The 26,855-nt window shown below is 41.4% G+C and carries 27 protein-coding genes and 2 pseudogenes; 17 read left to right on the top strand and 12 right to left on the bottom strand.

Annotation, left to right across the window (positions count from 1 at the left end; all coding sequences use genetic code 11):
- Nucleotides 1-189 precede the first annotated feature (189 nt).
- Nucleotides 190-1,032 carry an alpha/beta fold hydrolase gene (locus JEQ21_RS06750; RefSeq protein WP_199364643.1) on the top strand — a complete coding sequence of 281 codons (843 nt, stop codon included), beginning with the start codon at nucleotides 190-192 and terminating at the stop codon, nucleotides 1,030-1,032.
- A gap of 229 nt (nucleotides 1,033-1,261) precedes the next feature.
- On the opposite strand, the gene JEQ21_RS06755 is transcribed toward JEQ21_RS06750, so the two are convergent.
- The 7 genes from JEQ21_RS06755 to JEQ21_RS06785 all read right to left on the bottom strand — a co-directional run bounded on the left by JEQ21_RS06755 (nucleotide 1,262) and on the right by JEQ21_RS06785 (nucleotide 6,788).
- Nucleotides 1,262-2,533 carry a tyrosine-type recombinase/integrase gene (locus tag JEQ21_RS06755; RefSeq protein ID WP_199364644.1) on the bottom strand — a complete coding sequence of 424 codons (1,272 nt, stop codon included), beginning with the start codon at nucleotides 2,531-2,533 and terminating at the stop codon, nucleotides 1,262-1,264.
- Nucleotides 2,534-2,624: 91 nt separating this feature from the next.
- Entirely contained in the window at nucleotides 2,625-2,885 is a 261-nt protein-coding gene (locus tag JEQ21_RS06760) for a MerR family transcriptional regulator (protein ID WP_199364645.1), read from the bottom strand.
- Between the two features lie 97 nt (nucleotides 2,886-2,982).
- Nucleotides 2,983-3,390 (bottom strand): hypothetical protein, encoded by a 408-nt coding sequence (locus JEQ21_RS06765; protein WP_199364646.1) that lies wholly within the window; start codon nucleotides 3,388-3,390, stop codon nucleotides 2,983-2,985.
- On the bottom strand, nucleotides 3,365-4,834 hold the full coding sequence (locus JEQ21_RS06770) for a Rep family protein (protein WP_233340794.1): 1,470 nt from the start codon (nucleotides 4,832-4,834) through the stop codon (nucleotides 3,365-3,367). The genes JEQ21_RS06765 and JEQ21_RS06770 overlap by 26 nt, the downstream gene beginning before the upstream one ends.
- Before the next feature lie 311 nt (nucleotides 4,835-5,145).
- Nucleotides 5,146-5,868: an ATP-binding protein gene (locus JEQ21_RS06775; protein ID WP_199364647.1), complete on the bottom strand. Its 723-nt coding sequence runs from the start codon at nucleotides 5,866-5,868 to the stop codon at nucleotides 5,146-5,148.
- A 1-nt stretch (nucleotide 5,869) separates the two neighbouring features.
- On the bottom strand, nucleotides 5,870-6,412 hold the full coding sequence (locus tag JEQ21_RS06780) for a hypothetical protein (RefSeq protein WP_199364648.1): 543 nt from the start codon (nucleotides 6,410-6,412) through the stop codon (nucleotides 5,870-5,872).
- Complete coding sequence (locus JEQ21_RS06785; protein WP_199364649.1) at nucleotides 6,405-6,788, bottom strand: hypothetical protein; 384 nt, start codon at nucleotides 6,786-6,788, stop codon at nucleotides 6,405-6,407. Before JEQ21_RS06785 ends, JEQ21_RS06780 begins: the two co-directional genes overlap by 8 nt.
- Nucleotides 6,789-7,269: 481 nt before the next feature.
- Here JEQ21_RS06785 and JEQ21_RS06790 point away from each other — a divergent pair, with 481 nt between their 5' ends.
- The gene (locus JEQ21_RS06790; protein WP_199364650.1) at nucleotides 7,270-7,950 is read left to right on the top strand and encodes a hypothetical protein; all 681 of its coding nucleotides are present in this window, start codon (nucleotides 7,270-7,272) and stop codon (nucleotides 7,948-7,950) included.
- A 39-nt stretch (nucleotides 7,951-7,989) separates the two neighbouring features.
- Here JEQ21_RS06790 and JEQ21_RS06795 read toward each other — a convergent pair whose 3' ends face one another.
- A complete protein-coding gene (locus JEQ21_RS06795; protein WP_199364651.1) occupies nucleotides 7,990-8,325 on the bottom strand; it encodes a helix-turn-helix domain-containing protein in 336 nt (111 codons plus the stop codon).
- A 197-nt stretch (nucleotides 8,326-8,522) separates the two neighbouring features.
- On the opposite strand from JEQ21_RS06795, the gene JEQ21_RS06800 reads away from it, so the two are divergent.
- The 3 genes from JEQ21_RS06800 (at nucleotide 8,523) to JEQ21_RS06810 (ending at nucleotide 12,855) form a co-directional block, all read left to right on the top strand.
- Nucleotides 8,523-11,417 carry an LPXTG cell wall anchor domain-containing protein gene (locus tag JEQ21_RS06800; protein ID WP_199364666.1) on the top strand — a complete coding sequence of 965 codons (2,895 nt, stop codon included), beginning with the start codon at nucleotides 8,523-8,525 and terminating at the stop codon, nucleotides 11,415-11,417.
- Nucleotides 11,418-11,577: 160 nt separating this feature from the next.
- A complete protein-coding gene (locus tag JEQ21_RS06805) occupies nucleotides 11,578-12,468 on the top strand; it encodes a DUF6287 domain-containing protein (RefSeq protein WP_199364652.1) in 891 nt (296 codons plus the stop codon).
- Between the two features lie 279 nt (nucleotides 12,469-12,747).
- Nucleotides 12,748-12,855, top strand: a complete 108-nt coding sequence (locus tag JEQ21_RS06810; protein ID WP_199364653.1) for a putative holin-like toxin — start codon at nucleotides 12,748-12,750, stop codon at nucleotides 12,853-12,855.
- 346 nt (nucleotides 12,856-13,201) lie between these two features.
- Here JEQ21_RS06810 and rpmG read toward each other — a convergent pair whose 3' ends face one another.
- The 3 genes from rpmG to JEQ21_RS06825 all read right to left on the bottom strand — a co-directional run bounded on the left by rpmG (nucleotide 13,202) and on the right by JEQ21_RS06825 (nucleotide 17,670).
- Nucleotides 13,202-13,351 (bottom strand): 50S ribosomal protein L33, encoded by a 150-nt coding sequence (rpmG, locus tag JEQ21_RS06815; RefSeq protein WP_001265622.1) that lies wholly within the window; start codon nucleotides 13,349-13,351, stop codon nucleotides 13,202-13,204.
- A gap of 18 nt (nucleotides 13,352-13,369) precedes the next feature.
- Nucleotides 13,370-13,552: a 50S ribosomal protein L32 gene (gene rpmF / locus JEQ21_RS06820; RefSeq protein ID WP_135038419.1), complete on the bottom strand. Its 183-nt coding sequence runs from the start codon at nucleotides 13,550-13,552 to the stop codon at nucleotides 13,370-13,372.
- A 407-nt stretch (nucleotides 13,553-13,959) separates the two neighbouring features.
- Complete coding sequence (locus JEQ21_RS06825) at nucleotides 13,960-17,670, bottom strand: LPXTG cell wall anchor domain-containing protein (RefSeq protein ID WP_199364654.1); 3,711 nt, start codon at nucleotides 17,668-17,670, stop codon at nucleotides 13,960-13,962.
- A gap of 239 nt (nucleotides 17,671-17,909) precedes the next feature.
- Between JEQ21_RS06825 and hisS the strand changes: the two genes are divergently transcribed.
- The 5 genes from hisS (at nucleotide 17,910) to JEQ21_RS06850 (ending at nucleotide 22,905) form a co-directional block, all read left to right on the top strand.
- A complete protein-coding gene (hisS, locus tag JEQ21_RS06830) occupies nucleotides 17,910-19,190 on the top strand; it encodes a histidine--tRNA ligase (protein WP_199364655.1) in 1,281 nt (426 codons plus the stop codon).
- Between the two features lie 6 nt (nucleotides 19,191-19,196).
- Entirely contained in the window at nucleotides 19,197-19,400 is a 204-nt protein-coding gene (locus JEQ21_RS06835) for a hypothetical protein (RefSeq protein ID WP_196091340.1), read from the top strand.
- A gap of 3 nt (nucleotides 19,401-19,403) precedes the next feature.
- Entirely contained in the window at nucleotides 19,404-21,158 is a 1,755-nt protein-coding gene (gene aspS / locus JEQ21_RS06840) for an aspartate--tRNA ligase (protein ID WP_196091339.1), read from the top strand.
- Nucleotides 21,145-22,080, top strand: coding sequence for a YitT family protein (locus tag JEQ21_RS06845; protein WP_199364656.1), 936 nt, complete (start codon nucleotides 21,145-21,147; stop codon nucleotides 22,078-22,080). The genes aspS and JEQ21_RS06845 overlap by 14 nt, the downstream gene beginning before the upstream one ends.
- 156 nt (nucleotides 22,081-22,236) lie before the next feature.
- On the top strand, nucleotides 22,237-22,905 hold the full coding sequence (locus JEQ21_RS06850) for an NYN domain-containing protein (protein ID WP_196091337.1): 669 nt from the start codon (nucleotides 22,237-22,239) through the stop codon (nucleotides 22,903-22,905).
- Nucleotides 22,906-22,946: 41 nt separating this feature from the next.
- Here the strand turns inward: JEQ21_RS06850 and JEQ21_RS06855 are convergent, their stop codons facing one another.
- Nucleotides 22,947-23,705 (bottom strand): trypsin-like serine peptidase, encoded by a 759-nt coding sequence (locus JEQ21_RS06855; RefSeq protein WP_199364657.1) that lies wholly within the window; start codon nucleotides 23,703-23,705, stop codon nucleotides 22,947-22,949.
- A gap of 41 nt (nucleotides 23,706-23,746) precedes the next feature.
- Here JEQ21_RS06855 and JEQ21_RS06860 point away from each other — a divergent pair.
- From JEQ21_RS06860 to JEQ21_RS06895, 7 genes and pseudogenes are all read left to right on the top strand, one after another.
- Nucleotides 23,747-24,217, top strand: a pseudogene (locus JEQ21_RS06860) (DDE-type integrase/transposase/recombinase); the annotation flags it as partial.
- 42 nt (nucleotides 24,218-24,259) lie between these two features.
- On the top strand, nucleotides 24,260-24,580 hold the full coding sequence (locus tag JEQ21_RS10200; protein ID WP_199364659.1) for an IS630 transposase-related protein: 321 nt from the start codon (nucleotides 24,260-24,262) through the stop codon (nucleotides 24,578-24,580).
- A 25-nt stretch (nucleotides 24,581-24,605) separates the two neighbouring features.
- Nucleotides 24,606-24,959: a transposase gene (locus tag JEQ21_RS10205; protein WP_199364660.1), complete on the top strand. Its 354-nt coding sequence runs from the start codon at nucleotides 24,606-24,608 to the stop codon at nucleotides 24,957-24,959.
- 255 nt (nucleotides 24,960-25,214) lie between these two features.
- A pseudogene (locus tag JEQ21_RS09945) lies at nucleotides 25,215-25,527 on the top strand (IS3 family transposase); the annotation flags it as partial.
- A gap of 44 nt (nucleotides 25,528-25,571) precedes the next feature.
- Nucleotides 25,572-25,802 (top strand): hypothetical protein, encoded by a 231-nt coding sequence (locus JEQ21_RS06885; RefSeq protein ID WP_199364662.1) that lies wholly within the window; start codon nucleotides 25,572-25,574, stop codon nucleotides 25,800-25,802.
- A 31-nt stretch (nucleotides 25,803-25,833) separates the two neighbouring features.
- Nucleotides 25,834-26,373, top strand: a complete 540-nt coding sequence (locus JEQ21_RS06890; RefSeq protein ID WP_199364663.1) for a helix-turn-helix domain-containing protein — start codon at nucleotides 25,834-25,836, stop codon at nucleotides 26,371-26,373.
- 168 nt (nucleotides 26,374-26,541) lie between these two features.
- Nucleotides 26,542-26,855: IS110 family transposase (locus JEQ21_RS06895; RefSeq protein ID WP_199364664.1), on the top strand; the 314-nt coding region annotated here is incomplete at its 3' end.

Raw genomic sequence — 26,855 nt, forward strand, 5'->3', positions numbered from 1 at the left:
ATAAAGGGGAAATCCTTTTTTGTCTAGTCGAACGTTTCACCCAATGGGTGAAAAGCAGAACCTTCCAGAAACCCTGTAATCAATACGGTTTCTGGAAGGTTTTTAAGTTAGGTATGAATAATTTGGGATAATAGGAAAGAAATTTTTGGGGTGGTATAATAACAATAAATTGGAAGTGAGGTAAGAAAAATGAAATATAATAAAATAAGGGTAAATGGTTTGGAAGTCTTTTATCGTGAAGCTGGACAAGCTGATAAACCAGTGTTCTTGTTGTTACATGGTTTCCCATCAGCTAGTCACCAATTCCGCGAATTAATGCCATTATTGGAGAAGGATTTCCATCTCATTGCTCCTGATTTAATCGGTTTTGGACAGTCCGAGGCTCCTGATCATGCTACTTTTGATTATACTTTTGATAATTTAACAGCTTATGTTGAAGGTTTATTATTTGCTCTAGGCATTGAGAAATTTTATCTTTATGTATTTGATTATGGAGCTCCTATTGGTTTTAGAATTGCAAGTAAGTACCCAGAACGCATTTTGGGGATTGTTAGTCAAAATGGGAATGTTTATGAAGAAGGCTTAGGGAAAAAATGGGAAGCTCGAGCAGAGTATTGGAAAAATCCGACACCTGAACTAAGAAAGGAGTACCAAAGTGCATTTGCTACACAAACCATTATAGGTCAATACTCTGGTGGTGAAGACATCCGTAAGTTATCTCCAGATGGGTATTTGTTGGACATCTATTATTCACAATCTGAAGGCTATGCTGAAAGACAATCTGACTTGATTTTTGATTATCAATCAAACGTTGCACTCTATCCAAAATTTCAGGCTTATCTCAAAAAATATCAACCGAAGCTATTAGCAGCTTGGGGAAAGAATGACCCAAGTTTTGTTTATCAAGGGGCACTTGCATTTGCTAAAGATAACCCTAATAGTCGAATTGAATTATTAGATGGAGGACATTTTGCTCTTGAAACTCATGCCAAAGAAATTGCCAACCTCATTTTAGATTATTTTAAAGAATAGGTTACTTTAGAGATACTGCAAACTAAAATCAACCTGATAAAACTGTCTTTAGAACAACAGAAAAAGCCTAGAAATACTGATTTCATAGGCTTTTCTAATCTTAATTATTTCACCTCAGTAAAAATTACGTGTTTAGAAAATAATACTTAAAAAACATTGATTTATCAAGGTTTTTTAAGACCTTCGATTTGCCTTGTAAAAAAGGATACCAAAAAGGATACCATGCAAATCAGAATCGCAGTTCTAACATCTTTTTATTATAGATTTCAACAGCTGACCCTAATTTTTGAGGTGCAAGTTCAGCATAAGTATCCATTGTAGTCCCTATACTTTTATGGCCCATTCGTACTTGAAGCTCTTTCCAGTTCATGCCTGCATTTAACATCATAGAGGCATGGGTATGTCGAAAGAGATGGAAGCCATAATCTGGCAAACCACATTCAATAAGGCGTTTCTTAAGTGTGGTACGTTCATTTCTATCACACATATAGTTTCCATATATAGTTGGAAAAATAAGTTTAGATTTTTCCAATCCATTTTTTCGGAAGTATAGGTTCATTTCATCATGAAAATTTTGGAGTTGTTCAAGTATTTCAAAAGGTACATAGACCTTTCTATTTCCAGCTGCTGTTTTTGGACTTTCTTTACAAATGACTTCACCCTTTTTGCCTTGTTCAGGTTTTGCATTTCTCCATACCAATGTTTTATTAACATTGATTAAGGAGTTGTCAAAATCCAAATCATAGATGGATAGGGCGAGTAATTCGTTTATGCGTAAACCAGATGCGAGTAAAGTGTCACAAATTAATTTAAACCTACGATTGGCTCTAGTGGCTGGTAGTTCATCTAAATACTTAAGCCAAATTATCAAATCCTCATCATGTAAGACCTTGACCCGTTTGCGGTTACTTAGTGGCTGAGGGGGTATTTGTACGGAACGTACAGGATTTTTAGTCAATCCGTAATTGGTGATACCAAAATTGAAGATATCGCCCATCTTCTTTACGATTGCACCATAATCTTTAGCAGAGCCTTTAGCGGATTTTCTATAACCCTTTTTGACACTGTTCTTATATTTTTCAGCTAGATGATTAACCCATACTTGAATATCAATCGGCTCAATTTTATCTGGAACATAGTCACCAAATTGTGGGATGATATAAGTATCTAGATAGTTTCTCACACGATTAAGAGTATTGTCAGAGCTAACCATCAACTCAAAATTATAATACCATGCTTCAGCTAAATCTTTGAAGGTTGAAATTTGAAATTGTTGGTTTGAGTGTCGTGTTGCACCACCTTCTACAAAATCAAATTTTGCTTGTATGGTTTTACGGTCAAGTTGTCTTAAAGTAGAGGCTGTAATCGTAGTTCTAACAGGTTTTCCTGTTTTTGAGTCTAGTCCAAGATAGACAGCTTTTGCTGCGTATCGAACAGTTCCATTTTTCTTTGTTTGCTTATAAACAGTTTTTCCTTTATGAAGAATTTTTTCAGTTTGCAATTAGCTTATCCTTTGTAAAATTGAGAATAAGACTAAAATAGGGTATCGAAATACAACCCATTTCGATACCTCTATTCTAGCACATTTTGCTCTAATCAATACTTAGAAAACGGATAACATCGTCTAATTTATAGAAAACGTTACGGGTGTTTTCAAAAGGAGGCTCAAGACGAGGAAGGCCATATCGTTCCCACTTTTTCAAAGTATTGGGTGAAATTCCGAGGAGTTCAACGAGTTCTTTCTGGGTGTATAGAATCTTCGGTTGGAATTCGGTGTTGAGATTTCGAAGCAACTCTAAAATAACTTTAAGTTGCTGCTCAATATTTTGTAGGTCGTAATTTAATGTACTCATAGGTGCTCCTTTAAATCATGAAAGAACTATGAGATAATGTAGTAGAGATGTTCACACTATCTCATAGAATACTCTCCTTTTGCGGTACTTGGTAGGTTTAGCACAAGGAGAGTTTTTGTATGCTTACAAGAAAATGTAGTTCTTGAAGTTTCTCAAAAATATCAAATTCTTTATTGAAGCACTCAAAGTAGGCTTTTGTGAGATAGTTCAGTGTTTCAACTGACATGCTCACGGTAATGCCCTTGTTAGGTTGGGTGGCATCATAAGCAAGTAGAATAGTGAGGTGCTCCTCTAAAAAATAGTAAGCATCACTATAGTTCTTATGCTTGATATTAGTCCCTTGAAGGCAATCGAAAAATAGGGATAGTGACAGATGGTCAGTTATCTCTTCGATTAGTATATTCGCAGCCTGTGACCAAGGGATACACACCCATTCAGAAGGATGAGATGGGGTAAGGATGAATTGAAGGTAAGCGAAATTATTTAGATTGACTTGATTCGTCATGGTTTGTCTCCTTATTCGCAGGGTCCCACTTATTGTTCTCACGAACAGTGTTCGTCAGGTAGTTCAAAATAGATTCTTCTTGAACTTTTTCGGGACTGTTGAAGTCATAGGTCAGACTTACAGTAGTATTCGTATTGGGTACACGAACCGCACGGGAATCTACTTTCCGAGGGTGGGACAATAAATAGTTGGTGCTGTTGTTACCGAATGAAGGACGAAGGGTTACAAGGTTGTCTATTCTTCGGAGGAATTGAGAAATATCTTCCCGAGAATTTGACTCTTTTGTGTAATAGAAAAATTCTAGGGGAAGTTTTGAACTTGTGATAATTACGACCCTTGCAGCGCCATCACGGTTCTGGTAACGTGCAGAAATTGGGCTAATATGGTAGGGGTCTAGTAGTTTCAACCAGTCGCTTGCCGTTAAGGCTTCCCCACGTATATCATCTAAAAGAAGAATTTCTTCCCCATGAAAATCATCAAAGATGTTAGTAGCAGCAGTAGTGATGCTCCGCCATTGTTGCTTGTTCGCTGCTGCTAGTTCTGTAATAGAGTTTACAAGTTTGTGTCCGAGTGTTGTTTTTCCAAGACCAGAGTCGCCGGTAATGAAAATGATAGTTTTCTTGAACTCACCATTTTGAATAGCTGCTCTAGACACTGCCCCTTTAAATTCAGCATAGCATTTAAAAGCTTCGTTAATCTTTTGTCGATTAGTAGAGTACAAAATTTTCAAGTTCTCGTCTAAAAGAATATCGTCTTTTGAAAGTTTTCCTTCTAAAATGGCGAGAATGACCTCTTCGATAGACTCCTCTCCAGTTTTAACGGTTTTCTTGGCTCGTCCTTTTTCCCACATCTTTTTGCTTTCAGAGAACACTTGCTTGTAGTCTTTTCCGCGGTAAGTGTAGACCTCATCTGGACTGTACTGAAATTTGTCGGCGTCCTTGAAATGAATCAAATATGCTAAGAAATTTGAAAAAGCATACTTCCCACGTTTTGCTTTCTCAAAGAATTGCTCCTCAAGATTGAGGTGTTCAGCAAGTTTTAGAAGAGCGATCTTTTCTTTGAACCTAAGAAGAATATGTACATGATTGTCAACAGGGACTTTTTGATAAGTTTGTTTGTCAAAATTAAACTCGTCATTAACATCTTTATCATGCTTAATTGCATAAGCTTCACATACATGACCAATCTCGTCAATTTTCTTAACGATTGATTCGGTTAGATTCGCAACGGAACCAGTTTTTGTTTGATTGATGAGAGTTTCATCAAATCCAGGCCAAACCTCAGGTTCAAGCTTATTAACAAGCATGATGCAGCTTAGGTGTGCTTCTTTTTTCTTATTTGTCATATTTAAAATACCTTTACTTAAAAAATTTTTTAAATATTCCTGTTGCAAATGCTCATTTGGGAGCGTAAATTCAATCGACAAGCCCAAATTTACGCGCATAAGGAATAATTAGAATTAAAATCAAGGGTTTCCTTGGGGCTTTGCCCCAAACCCCAGCCTCCACTGCCCGATGATAGGCGACCACGACTCCAGAGACCGCTTGACGGCTGGACAAGGGAGGGAGTAGTATTTTTTAGTTCGCTTCGCTCTTGCCCACAGGCACCGCTTCGCTCCTAAAAAATCTCCACTCCTCAAGCCCTTGCAAGCCGCCATTTTCCTGTTGATAGAGTCGTGCCGACACTACACCGATGAAGAAACACATGAATTGGGTTACTGTCGTCCAATCCAGTGTAACAGGAAAAACGCTGCGGCTATTCATAGCGAGAAAAAAGCTCTTGAATACGAAAATCTAATCGCTGTTCGTCCTTAACTTTGATTGTCCGAAAAAGTCGGACTTCGTCACCTTCTAATTGCATATATCCGTACCCTCGAGGTTTTACGATAACCTCGGTCTTTTCCATGTCGGGGAATAGAAGTTGACGATTATTATTTGCAAGTAGAAAACTAGTAGATAATGAAATGATGCAATTAAAATTATACCTTCCAGGAAGGTCTGTCATCAGGAAACGCTGGCTAGATAGGATGATACGTATACCTAAACTCCGTCCCATTGAATTCATCATGAGCATACTAGTTAGAACTTCTTTATGCTTACTCTTATCAGTCTGTTCTAGATAAGCTAGAAAACTCTGCCATTCATCGAAAATAAGATATAAATTATGGTCATTGATTTCTTGTTTTCGTAGTCTATGTTCAAACCGAAGAAACACAGTTTCAAATAGCTCTAAACAATCAAAGCCTCTTGCGACATGGCTACCGGTCATTGAGAACATGTCTTCGTCAGCTTTGAAGTCCATGAAATATGCTTCGGCAGTAGTGTCGTGAACTGATATTAACCCCAATACTCTGCGTAAAAATGTTGATTTTCCTGACCCAGATGGGCCGGCTATAATCCAAGCGAAGTAGCGATTGACATCAATAGAAAGAGGCTGAGGGTGCCCTCTACTGTTGACCTCTAAAACATTATGTAACATGCTAGAAATCCTCCTCTAAAACTGTATCTTGTAAACGGACATCATTGGCTGGAACAATTCGTACCTTGATAGCCAAGAATGGATCTCTTCTAACAGGGACTATAATACAGTCATTGAAATCATTTGAAAGCAACTGAACTTGCTGTCTAACATTCATTTCAAATGTCGATAAGATTTCTTCTGAAATCTTATCTTTGAGATGTACAAAATAGGTGCTGTCATTTCCAACCTCAATTCCTTGCCAATATTTACTAGTTGAGATTGGTAGGTTAGAAATACCCTCCTCAGTCAACCAATTGTAGAAGGGTGTAGCAATGTTAGCACCAATCCCACCAAACTTCGCTAACTTGAATTTATCCCATACCATGGTAATAATTTCACCGTCAGTGTAAACGAAAATCAAGATAGCAATTAAGCTTACGAACGGTAAGAGCCATATGATAAACTTGATGAGAAGCACACTAATCACAATGAGGACAATCGTTAAAGCGATTAGATAAATCCAATGCAAATTAGATAGAATTTCACCGATTTTTTTAAGCATTGCTATCTACCTCAATATCTTTTAGTTCTGTTGATAGGGCAAATCCAGTAGGTTGTTTGAATTTATCAAAATGAAAAATCAAGTTGCAATTAGGTAGATTCACCTTGGCTCCAAGAAGTTGAGAGAGGTCTTCTTCTTTGTATTGGCGTAATTTAATAAGAATTTGAGGACAAGACTCAGGTTGTCCAATACCCTCAAATTTCTTATATAAATCAATATCAACTACATATAATTGCCCCCATGGAATTTGCTTTCCATCTTTATTTTTAAAATAGCCATTCTTAACCTCAAGTACTTTCATGGAAGCAGGGAGAAGTGTCTGTAGTTGTAGATAGTTTAGAAACTTTTGACTACTGTCAAAATTCATGATATTCATAGGATTCCTCCTTATATATAAGCGGTACTCTTGAAATAAAAAAGTTTTCAATGAGTACAATAAGTAAAACAGTGGTAAAACAATTTGTTAGTAGAATTGCTTTTGATTTCAGTATAAAGCAAAAGTTTCTTGAGCTGAATAAGGCTAATAAAAGAAAGAGCCTAATATTTGAAACAGTTCTAAATCTGAAAAAGGCAATCTACAGTTCAAGGAGGGGATTAGCGTATTTAGATTTTGAAGCATAATTAGTAGAAAATCATAACTCGATACAATTTAGGAGAGTGTAGCCTTTAGTGAATTTATCGTTGGATTCTGTTTTATGTTATATTACTAAAATAGGTTTTTTCAAAACATAAATACACAAACAACGTGTATTTTATTTGTGCAACGGAAACAAATGTTGTATAATGAACCCAAAGCATTTTTAGAAGTGTTTGAAGCACTCTAATTTCTTGGTAAAATAATGAAACTGAGGTGATTTATGCTAGAATTTTACAAAGAGTATTTTGATTATTTGGTTAATTCAAAGGACGAAAAAGCAGCTTGGAAACAACTTATTGACGATAACTTGATAGAAAATGCTGTAGATATAATGGAAGACGCTTATCAAAGAGGTAAGGCTGCTGGATTGTATAAAACTAAAGAAGACTTTTTTGATGAGATTTTTGGTGATACAAGTCCAAGTAATGTATATGAGGCTTTGTATAGATGGAGGAGAGAAGGTTTTCCTCCTGAACGTATAAATGATTTAACAGATTTAGATAAAACTAGTGAGATAAAATCTAAACTTTGGTTTTCTTTGGTTACCAACGATTTGTTAGAACAAGAAAAATTTCATGAGGTATCTTGCGCCTTGGAAATTGGTGAGCTTGTGGTAAAGTCTAAATTATACGATGTTATTCGTATGGCAATAAAGACCAACATAAAAAAAGGTAGCGTAGAAGAAGTGGGATACGAGGAGTTTCTAAGGAATTTTAAAGATTCGATATCAAGTGCTATTAGTTTTGGATTGATGGACTATCATTCTCAATTAGATTGGTGTGATCCAACTGAAGAAGAACTTGAAGTAGGGCTTGATGAAGAAGATAGTCCAGAAACTTTAGAAGCGTTTACACCCAAATTTGTTAAGAAAAAAATAGAGAATGGTGAACTAGACATCTAAAAAAGTAAAAAAATAAGCCAAGTCTACAAAGGACTCGGCTTATTTTAATTGGCTGATTATTTTCAAGAAAGAATCTATAATTATTTTTTGTTTTTCTTCTGGTAAGGTTTCTAGCTCATTAAGGAGTTCTGTGGTTCCAGAAAATTGTTGGCTTTTTTCAATATTGAAGAAAGTTTGAATATCAACATCAAGGGCTATCATTATTTTCTCTAAAGTCTCTATTTTTACGTTTAAGTTTTTGTTTTCTAGTCGGTATACATAGTTGAAGCCTAGGTCTGCTGTCTCAGCAAGTTGTTCTTGAGTAAAGCCTCTTTCCAGTCGTAGAAGTCTGATTTGTCTAGCTACAAATTCTTTGAAATTTATATTATTTGTCATGATAGTACCTCTTTGTACTATCTTATAGAGTTTTAATTGACAATAAATCATCCTTAAAAGACTAAAAATAACAAAAAAGTTGAAAAAATATATTGTAAAAGACTGATTGATGTGTTAGAATCTTTTTATAACTTAAAAGACTGAATGAATAAATCGAACACATTGTAAAAGACTGATAAACATTTAAGGAGGATTTTATGTTCAACACTCAAAAAACAACAGGCTCCGGCCGTCTACGTAAATTGCGTACAGGTGCTTTGGTTTCGACCTTGGCTTTGACTACTTTTGGTTTGGGTACTGCTGTTTCAGCGGACGAGGTTTCTACCCCAACCCCTACGGAACAAACCCAAACTCAAGCTCAACCTCAAGCAACTCAAGAAGCTCAACCCGTTACCCAACAGATGGTAGACGATGCTCAGGTAGTTGCTCAAGAGGCAGGGCGTTCTATGGTTGTTGCTCAGGCTGACCTTGACCAAGCCCAAGCTACTGTTAACGCTATTCAAGAGGCTCGTTCTGAGGTTTCTTCTGTAACGGAGCAAGACGTAGCCCAAGCCCAAACTGAGGTTGAACAGAACCAACAAAGCTTCGCTCAAGCTCAAGCTGATTCTGCTCGTGCTTCTGAGGCGGTTCAGAATACAGAAAAGGCTCTTGAGGCTGCTCGTACAAATGAAGCTCAAGCCCAAGCCAATGCTTCTACCGCTAAAACCGCCCAAGACCAAGCTCAGACTCGGGTAGACAACCTCTCAAACGGTTCTTCTCTCGCTGACTTGCAAGAAGAGGTTCAAAACCTTCAAAATCAAGTCCAAGCTGACCAAGAACAAGTAGCCCAAGCTAAGGCTGCTTTAGAGGCTGCCCGTCAAGCTAACCAAGATACGGAGGCTCTTGAAAAAGCCCTAGCCAATGCGGAGGCTCGGGTAGAGTCCACGGCTGCGGCTTATCAGTCCGCTTTAGAGCAAGTAAACGCTTCTCAAGTCGACCTCACTAAAGCCAAAACCGCCTTGGACGCTTCCGCTACCCGTACTGAAAAAGTCCAAGTGGGTACTGAAACCATCACTACAGGCGGTAAGGCAACCCTCAATAAGGGTGTTGCAACCTCTTCTGTGTTCAAAACCAACGGTGTCATCACTACCGACACTTACCTCCAAGCCCTAAAAAACCTCGCCAACGGTACGGGTACTGCTGACGAGGTAGCGGCTGCCATCCAAAAAGGCTACCGTGGTAACAACCTAGCAACCATCGCTGCGCCTGGTCGTCCTGGTCTTGACTCCTGGCGTGATATGGTGGGTATGTCTGTCCAAGTAGATGGTGAAGATAAGGTAGTTTATGCTAGTGACCTTACTGATGAACAACTAAAAGACATGGCTCTCTTCTATACTGCTCTTGTCAATGACCTTCGCTCCAAAGTGGGTACCGCTCCACTAGAGGTAACAGAAGAGTCCTTGGCTCATACCAAAGAGCTTGTTACTAATACCTTCGCTAAACGCTACCCATACTTTGCGGGTATGACTACAGAAGAGCGTATTGCGGAGAACTTCTACAAAAACCCTCGCCTTGCTGAGAGTGCACATACATTGACTGCCCTTGAGCAAACAGTTTCCCCAGAAGATTCCGTTACTACATTACACTTCTATAGTGATTTAGCTTCTATTGACAACCCTCGTTTGTCCTTGTCTGAATACAAACTCCGTCTAATGGCTCTCTTAGGTGAGCAACTCTACAAACCATCTCTTCATACAAATGGTACTGTAGGTAAAAACTACGAATGGGCTATGCGTCTCCTTGGTTTGGACAATAGTAATGTGAAGTCAGTTGGGGTAGGCTTTGATTACTTCTCTACAAGTTCTGGCTGGATTGACCCTGCGGCGGAAGCCCTCGTCAACTTCTCCACCCACTCCGGCACCCCCATCGCCAACCCTTACCAAACCCTCACAGGTGGCACTACCCAAGAGGTACCTATTTACGAGGAACGCCCTGTAGCTGCTGACCCTGCTCTCCAAGCTGCTTACAATAACGCCCTCCAAGCCGCTACCCAAGCTCAAGCCGAAGCTGAGAACGCTAAACTCCAAGCCGACCAAGCCCTTGAAGATTACAAGACCCTCAAGGACGCTGAGAAGGGTATTGTTGACATCCCTGCTTTGGAGGGTAGTCTAGCCCTTGCTCAAGCTAAACTCCAAGCTGACCAAGATGCTCTCGCTAAAGCCCAAGCTGACCTCGCCTCCATCTCTAAGAACGAGACTGACCGTGCTGAGGCTCTTAAACAAGCTCAAGCTGACCTCCTTGCTGCCCAAGCTAAGTATACCCAAGCCCTTCAAAACCTTGAAGAAGCTAAAGACCAACTTCAACGGGTAGAGTCCGCTAACGAGGTAGCTATGACTGCTTTCGCTAAGGCTCAGAGCGACATCGTAGCTTCTGAGAAAGCTCTAGCTTCCTCCCAAGCTAACCACAAAACCCTTGCGGAACAACTTCAAAACAAGGGTACGCTTCTCGCTGACCTTGACAAGCAACTTGCTGAGGCTAACCAAGCTCTCGCTCAAGCGAAACAAAAATTTGAAGTTGCCCAAGCAACTTACTCCGAAGCCAATACTTACTACTTGACCCTCCTTGCTGCTCTCCAAGCTGCCAAAGCCGACCAAGACAAGGCTCAAGATTTGGCTAACCAAGCTAAGGACATCCAAGATAAGGGTGGGGTAGTTGTCCCTGTTGTTGACCAAGCGGGTAATGTACAAGGTGTCGTTGACGGTTCTAACTTCCCTACTGACGCTCGTGTTGGTGACATTGTAGAAGTAGAGGGTACTAAGTACCGCCTTAACGCTGATGGTTCTGTCTCTGTAGTTACAGAAAGTAAGGGTACTAACGGAAGTAACGGAAATGTTGGCACTAACGGAAATGTTGCCAACATGGGTACCAACCAAGGCAACGGTCAGGGTACTCCTGTAGCTGTTGCTTACAAGGCTGCTTCTAACTTCGACCGTAAGGATGGGGCTAAGGTTCTTCCTAATACGGGTAGTCAAGATTCATCTGCTATGGCTTTAGGCATGGTAGGATTGATGGCAACCCTAGCCCTTGTTAAGAGCAGAAGAAGAAAAAACTAGTTTTTATTCTCAATAAGTCGTGAGGATTTCCTTGCGACTTTTTGAGAATCTTTAAACTTTTAGAAGGGTTAAAGAGATGATAGTGAGTCTTTTAGGTATCTAAGTTATCTCTGTTGTGCTAAAGTAATATATGAAAAAGAAAAAATGAAGGTAGGTAAGTATGAAAAAGGGGTTAAGAATTTTATTTGTATCTGTACTAACTTTGGCTGCCGTATCAGTTTCTCATCTGACTTCTGTAGAGTTTGAGAACCCTATTTGGGTAGGTGAACCAGTTTATGCGTCGGATTTAGTATCTGATGAATTGGAAAAAGAATTAAATTCTTTTATTCAACTCTACTTGGTGGAGGTTGATGAGTCTGTACGTCCTAAATACGACAAAATCAAAGGATTTTTTGATTCCCCAAGTAACCAAAACTATCTCAATGCAATTGATGAGGTCATGGATCCAGCCTATACAAATTTTTTTACCACGGGAACACCAGTGAAAAATGTCCGTGTACAAGGGAATCAAATACAGTTTCGGACTTATTTCACAAGGGAAGTACGTACTTCATCAGGAGGGATAAACTATGTATATGGCGAGCGTGATTGGAATGTTATGAAATCAGGCGATACTTTTAAGATTGTATCTTATCAAACCAAAATCCTTGATGCACCTTATACAGATGCGGGTTCGTCTGAGATGAACTTGGAGGAAATCCTAAAAGGTGATTATTCTTCTGTGGCAGGCAAGTGGACGAATGAGTATAATAAGAGTACTAGTGTGGAAATCAGTTCTGATGGAATGATGGATAGGACGGGACATCTAAATGGTTCAAGGGAGTTTTCAGGTAGTCAGCTTGTTGAAACTGGCGATGTTGTAGCTGCTCTTTCAACCAATCGAAGTCATGCTGGAAAATCCGTGAATGTCTTATTTGTACCCAAAGGGGAGGGCTTCCTTCCAGAAGGAGTTGCCGGCTTGAATCCAATATCCGACCGTGACCGTATCATTCTCATGGAAGACTTAGAAGGCACTAAACTTGGATATTTTAACATTCTATACAAACAGTAAGGAGAATTTGATAGAGTAGCTGGAGTATTAAAAATAGTCTCTGTCCCAAAAAATAATATAAAAAGCTCTAGCATTTCTAATCGTCTTGGATTTGCTAGAGCTTTTTTTCAATCGTCTTTATTTTAGTTGATACCCTCCAGTTTATTATAGACAGGAGGGTATTGTACTGTGTATAATGGTAGTAAGTAGAAAAGTAGAGACGGTGGCTTCTGAAACCGAAAGTGAGGTGGTGCCTATGGGTATTTCATCAAAATCTGACGGAAAGGAGGAGCCTTTCTTTTGACAGCATTTGAGATTGTTCAAACAATTCTTGGTTTTGGTACTTTTACCATTGCTTTGATTGGTTTGTGTTATACAATCTTCAAAAATGACGAGAAAAAGAAATAACCCGTCCCGACTTTGACCGAGTAGGACGAGTTATTCGCACTATGAAAGTCACCGTCTTAAACGGTTCTACCAAGGGTAGTTGTTGACGCAACTATCCTTTTTTCACTTCTATTATACCTATTATTGTACTGTAGTGCAAGTTTTAGTTATGGGTACTAACAAAAAATCCTAGTGTAGAAACTAGGATTTTCTTTCTCAATTTTAACTTCTCTTTCAATTGAATTTCGAAAAAGGATACCAAAAAGGATACTATAAAACTGAATTTCATTACAATGTAGTGAAATTCACATTTTCAGAAAGCTTGATTTATAAGGCTTTCTGGCACCTATTGACATGTATTGATACCCTATTTCACCTCAGTAAACACGACGTGTTTACGCAATTTTGGTGAGTATTTTTTCAATTGAAGACGGTCTGGTGTGTTGCGTTTGTTTTTAGAAGTAAGGTACAAGCGTTCACCAGATTCTTTGTGTTCAAGTGTGATATTTACGCGCATGAGTGCTCCCTTCTATTCTTATTCAGCTGCTTGAGCTTTAGCGATCTTACGTCCTTTGTAGTATCCTTTAAGAGATACACGGTGTGAACGTGAGTAGTCACCAGTTGTAGCATCGAATTGAACAGATGGTGCTGTCAATTTGTAGTGTGTACGACGTTTGTTTTTCTTCGCTTTTGATGTGCGACGTGCAGGTACTGCCATTTCTTTGTTTCCTCCAATAGAATATTCTTTGACGATTCGTCAACTTTAAAAGAATAACACAAATGAATTGTAAAGTAAAGTTACTTGACAACTTTTTTCAAAAAAATCAGAATCCCCTAATCCCGAAAGGGAAAATAAACAAGAAACCACAAGGCTGCTCCTATTGAGTGAGCAGCCTGTAGCTGTTTCAGATATACTCTTTAGTTTATCTTTTATTACTGTGTTAGCTGGTCTTGTCGTATTTCATACTCATTACATTTCAAAATCTGAATGTGTTAATCCTCTTCGCCGAACCCTAGTTCTGCCTTCATCGGATTGCCTGTTCAGATTTCGAACTGTTTCGAGTATCAGTACTGCCTGCGACTCGCTGCCTTGTACTGAAAGCAAACTAAAAGATTACAGTAGCCTTACCCTTTGCGACGTTTAGATTTAACAGTTCCAAGGGTTGCCAACAAACCAAGTCCCATGCTTGTCATCATCACGGAGCTTTGGCTAGAGGTGTTTGGCAAGTTTTCTTGTTTGTTGGAGTTGTCCTTCAAGACAAGGGTGGTATTTCCTGCATGAGTTTCAGCTTTATGTTCTTTTTCTTTAGTTTTAACGAGGTTAAGCTGTGGTAATGTCTCAGCCTGAGTTCCGTCTCCGTGTTTAGTTTGCTTAAGTTTGTTTAGGTCAAATACAGGAAGAAGTTCGGTTTGAGTCCCTTCCCCATGTTGAGATTTCTTGAGTTTGTTTAGGTCAAACTCAGGAAGTTTTTCAGTCTGAGTCCCTTCTCCATGTTGACTTTGTTTAAGTTTGTTAAGATCAAATTCCGGTAGTTTTTCAGCCTGAGTTCCATCTCCGTGCTGATTTTGTTTGAGTTTGTTTAAGTCAAACTGCGGTAGTTTCTCAGCTTGAGTCCCGTCACCGTGCTGATTTTGTTTGAGTTTGTTTAAGTCAAATTTTGGCAGAAGTTCGGTTTGAGTTCCTTCACCATGTTGATTTTGTTTGAGTTTGTTTAGGTCAAATTCCGGCAGTTTCTCAGTTTGAGTTCCTTCACCATGTTGATTTTGTTTGAGTTTGTTTAAGTCAAATGCAGGAAGAAGTTCAGCTTGAGTCCCTTCTCCGTGTTGACTTTGTTTGAGTTTGTTTAAGTCAAACTCAGGAAGTTTATCGGCTTGAATTCCTTCCCCGTGCTGACTTTGTTTGAGTTTGTTTAAGTCAAACTCAAGAAGTTTATCGGCTTGAATTCCTTCTCCGTGCTGACTTTGTTTAAGTTTGTTTAGGTCAAACTCAGGAAGTTTTTCAGTCTGAGTCCCTTCTCCATGTTGACTTTGTTTAAGTTTGTTAAGATCAAATTCCGGTAGTTTTTCAGTTTGAGTTCCTTCTCCGTGCTGACTTTGTTTGAGTTTGTTTAAGTCAAACTCAGGAAGTCTATCGGCTTGAATTCCTTCCCCGTGCTGACTTTGCTTAAGTTTGTTAAGATCAAATTCCGGTAGTTTTTCAGTTTGAGTCCCTTCACCATGTTGACTTTTCTTGAGTTTGTTTAAGTCAAACTCAGGTAGTTTTTCAGCTTGAATTCCTTCTCCATGTTTTTTGGAGCGTAGGTCTAGTTGAAGGAGTAGTGGGTCGTGGTCGGAAGCACGTCCGTGTTCTTCCATGAAGATGGAGTTCACGTGGACCATGTCAAACTCGTAGCGGTCGAGGAGGTTGTTTGAGATAACAACGTTATCCAGGGACTGGTTGTTTCCTTGGTAGAAGTAGGAGAAGCGATCGGATAGGTCGTGGCGGCTTACCAGGTTGGACATGATGTCTCCTGAGATGATGTCCAGTGTTTTGGTAAATTCGTAGTCGTTGTAGTCTCCTAACATGGCGACGTTTAGGTCATTGTTTTGCGCCATTCCTTGGGAGATGAATTGATTGATAATGGTAGCCATTTGATGGCGTTGTGTTTCGGATTTGAAGCTGACTGGTTGAACCTTACCGAAAAGTCCATTATCTCCCCGTTTTGAGTTGAGATGGACGGCAACGACGTTTATTTTTTGTCCCTTGAAGTTAAACTCTGCGATAATTGGTTTCCGTGAGTTTTTCCAAGCTGTATTGGTTGGATCGATGCGGGCGATGCTGTGTTTTAATTCGCCGTTTTCCCAAGCTGCGGGCGTAGTTGCATCTCCTTTTGGTTTATCCGATAAAGAGACACGATCGGCATTGTAAAGGAATCCTGTACGGATATTGGAACCAGGAGCACCACCGTCCATATTATTTTCAGGTTCAATGTCAATGTATTGATAGGTAGGGCCGCCTTCAGCTTTGATGGCTTCAATTAGTCGGCGAGCGCTTTGGCTGGCATCGACGGTCCCATCATCGATTGTCCCGTTGTTGTCTTGGACTTCAATAAGGGTGATGATGTCTGGAGATTTCAAGTCATTGACAAAAGATTTGGCAATGCGTTTAACTTTGGCATTGCTGGTTGTTTTGTTATTGGCTGAGAAATTTTCAATGTTATAAGAGGCGATGGTGAGTTTGTTGGGGTCTTTGACAATTGTTGTGACTTCAGGTTGGACACCGCCGTCTGTAACTGCTGGAGAGTTGGCAACGGTAGCTAGTAATTTATAATTGGTATAGCCATAGGAAATCGGACCGTAAATCCGTCCTTGGAAGGAGTCGCCTGTTTTTGTAACTACATTTTTATCGAAAAGGACGGCGATTTTTTCGGGATGAGCGTTATCGGCTTCAAGGGTTAAGCCACCGAACTTATTGGTTGGTCCTGTATAAGTCCCTGGAACGACATAGACTTCTTTATAAGATTGTGGGCCAAGAACCTTAGCGTTGTCAATTCCCACAACCATACCTTCTAAGGACTCCCAGAAATCAAGGCCATTTGTATCTGGATCGAAGGAGGTGAAGGAATCATCTTTGATAATTTTCGTAGGAGCGATGCGGTCAACACCGAGGATGATCGGAGCGGGGACATCGGTTTTGCCTTCTTTTACAACGGAAGTCGCTGCAATCTGGGTTGTGGTCAAGTCTGTTGCTGCCTTGTCGCTGTAGCCAGTTCCGAGATATTCAACGACTTTCCCTGTTACGGTTAGGATGTCGCCAAGGGCAACTTGGTGATTGGTTTGGAAAACGTTGACGCCGTCAGATGTTTTTGGGTTGCCATCGGGTGTCAAGTCTTGAATGTAGAAGTGGTTTTTGTTGGCAATGTAAGTGACCACCACATTTTTCACGGTGACTGTTTGATTTTCAAGAGGAGAGGTGTGGCTTTCTCCCTGGATTTGTCCAACCGTTACGAATGCTTCTTCTGGAGGAGCTGCCGTGCCTTTTTTGATAACTTCAAACTGATTTTCCAAGAATGGTTTTAGTTGATTTTTGCCTCGATAGGTGGATAAGATCGCTGTGATGTTGATGGTGTCGTTTTCAGAGATTAAGTTGGTTAGAATGGCATTGGTAATCCCTGTGCGGCTATCGACCCGAACTGCGACGGATTTGCCATCTGCGTCACGGATGTTAAAGGTGGAGGTCCCGTTTTTATCACTAGAGATAGCGCCCACGGTCATATTCTCTAGGGTTACGAGCGTTGATTGGAGATTGTCTGTCAAGCCGTCGACAGTTGTGACGGACGGTTCTGGAACCGAAAGATCTGCGACTTTTGTGAGGTTAGCAACCTTGGTTAGTTGAAGTTCTCCATTGAAGTCCCCTAAGGTTCCCTCTAATTGAACCGTATCTCCCATAGCGACATCCTGTTTTTTACCAGGATACACATAGAGGCCGTCGCCAGCCGCGTCTTGGATGTAGAAGCCATTGCCGCCCCAAGCATTGACCTTACTGATGACTTTACCAGAGACGGTTAGTTCTTGTCCTTTTTCGCTCTCTCGTGCTTGTGCGAGAGGTGTGGTTGAGCTATTGGAATCTGCTGAAACTGTTTCTACAGGTTGGTTGTCAATTGGGGTTTCAGCGGGTGTCTCTGATAAATCCGAATGATTTGGAGTTACTTGATTTGTGTCAGCGGGAAGGTTTTCAGTTGCGGGAGTTTGATCATTTGCCGCGACAGTCTCTTGTGTCAACGTGGTCGATAACACAAGTGGCGCTAGTAGCAGAGAAGCACGCAACATATACTTATAAACAGCCTTTTTTTCCATGGGGATCTCCTATCTTTTGATGATTTCATTGTATCAGAAATATCAGGATAAACCAAGAACAATCCGAATGTTTTATGCGAATGCTTACACAATAGTTCGTTTTGTTTGGGAGTCAAATCAAGCTAGGGGAGGCTAGTCGGTCTAATCCCAAGTAGGTTGACGAAGTTGGTGATAAGGCTTTCGTAGAGGTGGGAATTGTGCTAAAATTGTACTAATGCAACTAAAGGAAAAGGAACATTATGAAACTACAGAAACCAAAGGGAACGCAGGACATCTTGCCTGGTGAGTCTCGAAAATGGCAGTTTGTGGAAGCCCGAGCTCGGGAAATCTTTGGACGTTACCGGTTTGAAGAAATTCGGACGCCGCTCTTCGAGCACTACGAGGTCATTAGTCGGTCGGTTGGAGATACCACCGATATTGTTAGCAAGGAAATGTATGATTTCTATGACAAGGGAGACCGACACATTACCCTAAGACCAGAAGGGACTGCTCCGGTAGTGCGTTCTTATGTAGAGAATAAGCTGTTTGCGCCAGAGGTGCAGAAGCCAGTTAAGCTGTTTTACATGGGTTCCATGTTCCGATATGAGCGGCCGCAAGCGGGACGCTTGCGGGAGTTCCACCAAATCGGGGTGGAAGCATTTGGATCTAGCAATCCTGCAACGGATGTGGAAGTCATCGCCATGGCGGCTGATTTTTTCCGAGAACTTCGTCTGCAGGGAATTCGTCTGCATTTGAACAGCTTGGGAACTCCGGAATCACGCGCAGCTTACCGTCAAGCTTTGATTGACTACCTCTTGCCTCATAAGGAGACCCTATCCGCAGATAGTCAGCGCCGCTTGGAAGAGAATCCGTTGCGGGTCTTGGACTCCAAGGAAAAAGCGGACCAGGCAGTTGTGGAAGGGGCACCGTCCATTCTGGATTATTTGGATGCGGAGAGCCAGGAACACTTGGATCAAGTGCGGGAGCTCTTGGATGCCTTGGGTATTGACTATGTTATGGATCCGAGAATGGTTCGTGGTTTGGACTACTACAACCACACAATTTTTGAATTTATCACAGACGTTAAGGGATCCGATTTGACCGTCTGTGCCGGTGGTCGGTACGACGGCTTGGTCTCCTACTTTGGTGGTCCTGAGACCCCAGGATTCGGGTTTGGTCTTGGGGTGGAGCGGTTGCTTTTGCTGCTTGACGAGCAAGGGGTAGAACTTCCAGGCTTACCAGCCTTGGATGTCTATGTTGCTACCCTAGGCGCAGAGGTGAATCGGGCTGCAACCCTTTTGGTTCAGTCTTTGCGTCGACAAGGTTTGACAGCGGAACGAGAGTATCTCAACCGCAAGCTCAAGGCTCAGTTTAAGGCGGCGGATCAATTCCAGGCGCGGGCCTTGATTACCTTTGGAGAATCTGAGTTAGAATCTGGACAGGTGACGGTCAAGGACAACCAGACACGGGAACAAATTCAAGTTAGCTTGGCAGATCTCGAGGCAGATGCACGGGGCGTTCTGGCGCCGATTTTGGAGTAGTCGGCCATGAAGAAGAAATTGCTTGGGGCCTGTATACAGGCAGTGGTGATTGGTTTCGTGATTGGTTGTATCTGCTTCTTGGTGCGGGGAGATTTCCTTTACCGTTATTTGGCACCAATTTTCGGTTTTTTGGCTGGACTGGCCTACTTTGTAACGGGTACAGCCATTGAAATTTTACATGAAATAAGACAAACAGAGAAAGAGGAATAGTTGATGGAACGTTCGATGTATGCGGGGCGTGTGCGCTCGGAGCAAATTGGTCAGACACTGACCCTAAAAGGTTGGGTTGGTCGTCGTCGGGACTTGGGAGGCTTGATTTTTATCGATTTGCGTGACCGCGAAGGCTTGATGCAGTTGGTGATCAATCCAGAATTGGTGGATGCGTCTGTTATGCAGGCGGCAGAAAGTTTGCGATCTGAGTATGTCATTGAGGTGACCGGGAAGATTTTGGCGCGTGAGCAGGCCAATGATCAATTACCTACGGGGCAAGTGGAGATGCAGGTTGAGCAGTTGACCGTCTTGAATACGGCTAAAACGACTCCGTTCGAAATCAAAGATGGGATTGAGGTCAACGATGATACGCGTTTGCGTTACCGTTACCTTGACCTACGTCGTCCGGAAATGTTGGCGAATTTCAAACTCCGTGCGCAGGTTACCCACAGTATTCGCAACTATTTGGATGAGCATGAGTTTATCGATGTGGAGACTCCTTTCTTGGCCAAATCGACTCCAGAAGGAGCACGAGACTACTTGGTCCCAAGCCGGGTGCATGAAGGACATTTCTATGCTCTTCCACAGAGTCCACAAATCACCAAGCAGCTCTTGATGAATGCTGGATTTGACCGTTACTATCAAATCGTGAAATGTTTCCGTGATGAGGACTTGCGTGGAGACCGTCAGCCAGAGTTTACGCAAGTCGACTTAGAGACGTCCTTCCTATCGGATCAAGAAATCCAAGACTTGGTGGAAGGAATGATTGCTAAGGTTATGAAGGATACCAAGGGCATTGAGGTGACCCTACCTTTCCCTCGCATGAAATACGAAGAAGCCATGCGTCTTTACGGTGTCGATAAACCAGATACCCGTTTTGAGATGCTGCTGGAAGACTTGACAGACCTCGTTTCAGATGTTGAATTCAAGGTTTTCTCTGAAGCACCAGCTGTTAAAGCCATCGTGGTGCGTGGGGCAGCGGACCAATACTCTCGGAAAGATATCGATAAGTTGACCGAGGTCGCCAAGCAATACGGTGCCAAGGGTCTGGCATGGGTTAAGTACGTTGACGGTGCTCTTACAGGTCCCGTTGCGAAATTCTTGACTAGCCATGAAGAGAAGTTGGTCGCTCACCTCAATTTGGGAGCCCAAGACCTTGTTCTCTTTGTTGCGGATGAAATGGAAGTGGCTAATGCTACTCTTGGGGCGCTTCGCGTGCGCTTAGGAAAAGAGCTAGGACTTATCGACGAGAGTCGATTCGATTTCCTCTGGGTTGTGGACTGGCCAATGTTTGAATGGTCTGAAGAGGAAGGTCGTTACATGAGTGCCCACCATCCGTTTACCCTGCCACAAATGGATACGGCTTCCGAATTGGAAGGTGACCTCAGCAAGGTTAAGGCGATCGCCTATGATATTGTCTTGAATGGTTATGAGTTGGGAGGCGGAAGCCTTCGGATTAACCAACGAGACTTACAAGAACGCATGTTTAAAGCTCTTGGATTCAGTCAAGAAGAAGCAGAAGAGCAGTTTGGCTTCCTATTGGAAGCTATGGACTACGGCTTCCCACCACATGGTGGATTGGCTATCGGTTTGGACCGCTTCGTTATGCTGCTAGCTGGCCAAGACAATATTCGGGAAGTCATTGCCTTTCCGAAAAACAACAAGGCCACAGACCCTATGACTCAGGCACCGAGTCCAGTGGCTTTGAGCCAATTGGAAGAACTGAGTCTACGGGTCCAAGAGGATGAAAGACAATAAATATTATCGTGCTTTTCGGGTCTGGTTGGATGAACTAGGCAGGCGTTTCCACTTTATCAAGCTTTTGCAGAGTATTTCTCGAGAAAAATATGACGAGAAATTGTCCGCCGCGGTCTTGTATGGAATCTTGTCCGCGATTGCGGTCAATCTCTTTTACCAACCCGGTCATGTCTATTCTGCTGGGGCAACCGGTTTGGCTCAGATTATTCAGGCTCAATTACTCAATCATTTTGGCATCAATCTGCAACTGGCCTTGATTTACTACGCCATCAATATTCCCCTGATGGTCCTGGCTTGGTATCAGATTGGCCACAAGTTTGCCATTTTCACCTTCATAACGGTTAGTTTCTCGACCCTCTTCCTAGAGTGGATTCCAGAGTTGACTCTGACCACAGATCCCATCATCAACGCCCTTTTTGGGGGTGTTCTGATGGGCTTGGGGATTGGTTTGGCCCTTCGGGCCAATATCTCCAGTGGCGGTATGGATGTCTTAATCCTGACAATCCGCAAGCGGACCGGTCGGCAGGTCGGTAACCTGTCGCTGGCCCTTAACGGGGTTATCATTCTCATGGCCGGGCTCTCCTTTGGCTGGCCCTACGCCTTTTATTCTTTGGTGACCCTCTTCGTGTCCACGCGCGTGACCGATTTGGTTTTCACCAAACAAAGAAAAATGCAGGCCATGATTGTCACCAGCCATCCGGAGCTGGTTATCAAGGAAATTCACGCTAGGTTGGAGCGTGGGGTGACGATTTTGAACGATGCCGAGGGGGCATACGAGCATGAGCGCAAGGCGGTGTTGATCACCATTATTACCCGAGCGGAATTTCATAAATTTAAGTGGATTATGCGCGAAACGGATCCCAAGGCCTTTGTGACCATTGCAGATAATGTACACGTTCTGGGACGTTTTGTTGAATATTAAAAGTAGACCGGCGAAAAAATCTTTCGCTAGGTCTTTTTTTAATTTTTTTCGAATAAAAATATGGGAGCGGGAAAAAACTCTCAGATTTTATAAAGTCTGCCGAGAAAAGGTTGGGTGCAGTCATCCTACCTTCCCTCGGTAAGAAAAAGGAGATTTATGAAAACAGCAATCTTAGTCGATGGTGGATACTACCGCAAACGGACCAATCTGGCCTTTGGTTCGGAGGATCCGGCCCAGTCAGCCCAACGCCTGTATAAATATTGTACGCGGCATCTTAAAGAATCCTGTTACCAGGCAGAAGTGCGGCACGATCTCTATCGCATTTTCTACTATGACTGCCCACCAATCCAAGCCAGTCTGCTCAATCCTTTCGGAGATCGGGTTATTGACTACAGCAGAAGTGACACACTACGCTGGACCGAAGAATTTTTTATGGAGTTGAGCCACAAGCGGCGTGTGGCTTTGCGCATGGGGGAGCTATCTGAGAACAAGCCTCTTTACACCTTGCGGGAGGAGGCCCTTCAGTCTCTGCTCTCTGGACAACGAACAGCGAAGGATCTTCAAGAGTCGGATTTCCGCCTGAACCTTCAACAGAAAGGAACTGACATCCGAATCGGCTTAGACATCTCTTCCCTAGCTTATAAACAACAAGTGGACCGCATTATTCTCATCGCCGGCGACAGCGACTTCGTCCCTGCCGCCAAACTGGCCCGGCGTGAAGGGATTGACTTTATTCTTGATCCCTTGGGCGGACCGATTAAGGACAATCTCAGCCTCCACATTGATGGCTTGCGAACGATTGACACAGCTTACTTGGGCCATTGAGAAAAGCAGCTTCCGAACGGACGGAAGCTGCTTTTCATGTTTTAGTTTACAATTCGGACTTCTAGTCCAAGTTTGTCCAAGACTTGTTTTTTCAAGTCTTGTGTTAAAGGTGTGATGGTAGCTTGGTGACAAATGCTTTGCCCTCGGCATTCCTCGGTTACCGCAGTAATAATTCCCATGATTTGCCCATCTAGGAAAACAGGAGATCCTGAGTTTTCCTGTACCAATCCAAGATCTGCAGTCAGGGTGCCGTCTGCTTCCACACGAATGATTTTGCCAGTTGCTTGGGTGTAAGGTTGGCGCGTGAGGCTGGAGAAGCCCATGGTGGACACAGTTTTCCCCAACAGTTTTTGAGGCTGGGGGTAGATAGCCAGCTTGAGTTCTTGTTTATCCGTTGGAAGTCCTAGGCTGGAATCAACTTGGATGAGAGCTAAGTCATTTTTTAAATCCTCATAACCGCTATAAGACGGGGCCAGGTGGTAAGGGGTGGCAGAGGTTCCCGTGTGGAAGACCTCTTTCCCTTGAGCATTGTAAGTTTCAACGGTCTGCCCAGATCGTAGCTGCCCCTGTTCATCTGTGAGATTGTGGGCTGCGGTGAGGAAGGCACCTTTACCGAGGTTGGTGCCCGTACCTCGGACAGTTTGTCCTGACTCTGTCCGCGCGATGAGTGCCTGCGTCAAATGAAAGGGATGAGTACTGGCTTCCTGTGGACTAACTTCCTTCCGAGCCTCTGCCAAAATTGGCGCGTGTAGCAGTAAGCTTAAGAGGGCGATGAGCAGGGTGATTAGGCTTTTCTTCATGATTAGCTCCTTTGTGGTCTTTTTCTTTTTTATTCGTTTTTAAAACTAAGAAAGCACTTGCCAAGGAAGAAATCCATTTGTCTAGACGCAAGGCACGCCAAATTATGAAAAAACACAATTTGATATCAGCTTATCAAATAGCTCATTACAAACCCTATTCAAAAGGGAAAAATGAAAACTCGATCCCAAACAAAGTTAATCGAGAATTCAGTAATAGAAATCCTCTGGAAGTAATCGTTTCCGATCTAACCTATGTTCGTATCCAGAAACGATGGGCCTATGCCTGTATTATTATTGATCTCTTTAATCGTGAGATTATCGGTCAATCATTTGGATGGCAAAAATCAGCTGAATTAGTCAAAGAGGCAATTCAAAGTATTCCTTATTCATTGACAGAAGTTCAACTTTTTCATTCAGATAGGGGAAAGGAATTCGACAATAAGCTGATAGATGAAGTATTTAGTGCCTTCACTATTGAGAAATCACTCAGTGAGGCTGGTTGTCCCTATGATATACTATTTTAGATTATAAACTGCATGCGATATACTATTTTTATGGCATACGGAATTGATTTTAGAAAACGTGTCCTTGAATATGTTAAAGAGGGACATACACGTAAAGAAACAGCAGCTTTATTTAATATTAGCACCAACACTTTATACAGTTGGGAAATGCAGGAGAGAGAACTCGGTCACTTAGAACGTAAAAAGCGTGTTGCTAAATCCAGAAAAATACCTTTAGATAAATTACAAGAATTTGTAGAAGCACATCCAGACGCTTTTTTTAGGGAAATTGCAGAACATTTTTCTTGCAGTATTCCTTCTGTTTGGGCTGCCTTAAAGCAAATAAACATCACTTTAAAAAAAGACAACTAGTTACAAAGAACAAAATGCACAGAAGGTGCAACAATATCTTGAATCACTAGCAGCTTTGAAAGACTTTCCAATTGTCTATATTGACGAAACAGGTATTGATACTTATCTATATCGTAAAAATGCCCGTGCACCCAGAGGTGAAAAGATTTACTCTAAAATTAGTGGTCGTCGTTTTGAACGCACTTCTATTGTATCAGGACAAGTTGGTCAGACTTTTATAGCTCCAATGATTTACAAAGAGAGTATGACTAGCGATTTCTTTGTAGAGTGGTTTAAACAAGAGCTTCTACCATCTTTAAAGACTCCTCATGTTATTGTTATGGACAATGCAAGTTTTCACCCTAAGAACATACTAGATGAACTTTCTATAGTCTTTTAGTTTGCTTTTAGTACAAGGCAGCGAGTCGCAGGCAGTACTAAAGTACGGCAAGACGAGCTAACACAGTAATAAAAGATAAACTAAAAGAGTATATCTATGCTGGTCGCTTCTTTTTACCTCTACCACCGTATTCTCCAGAATTAAATCCCATTGAGCAAAGTTGGGCTATTTAAAAAAAATCAGTTACAGAATTACTTCGCAAAATGGACTCTATAACTGATGCAACAATATACTATTTAAAAACTAAATAACTATAATGCCATAGCAGAAAGTACATTTAAATCTTTCAAAGTAGAATTTGTTCAGCAAGAATCGTTTGAAACATTGGATGAATTAAGGGCACCTCTAAAAACTAAACTCTTAAAAATTCGAACATTGATTTATCAAAATTTCTACGACATGATTTGATGCAAAACCGGAGTTTTTCGAGGTGCCCTTAAGATTAAAATCGTTAGATTACATTCACTGGTGGAATCACCAAAGGATTCATGGAAGCCTCAATTACCAGACACCTATGGACGTCAGACTAAGGTCTGACGAAAAAGAATTTATAAATTTGTCCAAATAGGTATTGCCTTTCCATTTTATGTATATAGTCTTTTAGAGAACGGTTTGACTGTGAAGGATAGGGATTATGCTAGACTTGTAATTCAGCATGCTGAAGATTTCTACTCAACTGTGGAAAAAGACTGTAGGGATAATAGCGATATTGAAATAGTTTATAATGAAGGCGTTCCGTTTATATTTCTTCGTTTGGTTGGGAAAAAGAAGGAAGGTTATGAGGAATTCCTAGAAAATCTGAAGTATTTGTTTGGAGAGTTGGAAGTACCAATTTATACTTGATTAGTTTCAAAATCTGAAATATAATAGTATTATGATTTTTACACCAGAACACATCAAAGAATTAGAAACAGCCCTAAAAGATAAATCACTAGCTTCTTTTCATAAACGTATTCAAGCCGTATATTTTAGAAGTCAGGATAAAACCTACTCAGAAATTAAACAACTACTTAATCTATCTCATGATACGGTTTGGCGTTTGGTAACTAAATATGAATCAGATGGCTTGTCCGCTCTAACAAAAGATGGCCGTGGAGGTCGACGTAACGCCTATCTATCCTTTGAAGAGGAGGCTGAATTTCTAGAGAACGAATTGGAATCAGCTCAGGCTGGAGAGATTGTTACTGCTACTCATTTACACCAAGCCTATCAAAAGAAAATTAACAAAAGCACATCAAAAGTAGCTTTCTACGATCTTTTAAAACGTCACGGATGGCGAAAAATAACTCCCCGTCCAGAACATCCAAAAAAGGCAGACGCCCAAACTATTAAGGCGTCTAAACATACTAAGATTAGTAGTGAGGAGATCTTCGACGGAAGATTTTCTCACTACTTTTTCTGTATGTTAAAGTAGAGGTGTCTTGTTAAGTCGTATTTTATTTTGGCGCTTACGTCGTATTCTAAACTGGCAAGACACCTGTTTTAGTTAGAATTTTTTCAAAGTATGTTGGACGTTGAACGTCGTGTATTGAGAATGAAATCACTAAGACAAGGATCATTCAAGACAAAGTGAGGTAACATCATGAGAGTTGTTTTTGGCATTGATGTCAGTAAGGCGAGTTCGGAAGTCGCGGTTTTCGTAGATACAAATAGAACGATGAGCTATAGAATCACTAATGATGCAATTGGTTTCTCAAGATTATTAGAGGATTTGAAAACTGTCTCTTCACCTGAGATTATCTTCGAAGCTACAGGAGTTTATTCACGTTGTCTTCAAGCTTTTCTTGAAGAGAATCATTATTCCTACGTTCGTTTGAATCCACTCGAATCAAAGAAACAGATGGACGGTTTACGTGTTCGAAAAACAGATAAAATTGATGCAGAAAAATTGGCTCT

The organism is Streptococcus sp. 121 (genome assembly GCF_016458205.1).
Classification (GTDB): domain Bacteria; phylum Bacillota; class Bacilli; order Lactobacillales; family Streptococcaceae; genus Streptococcus.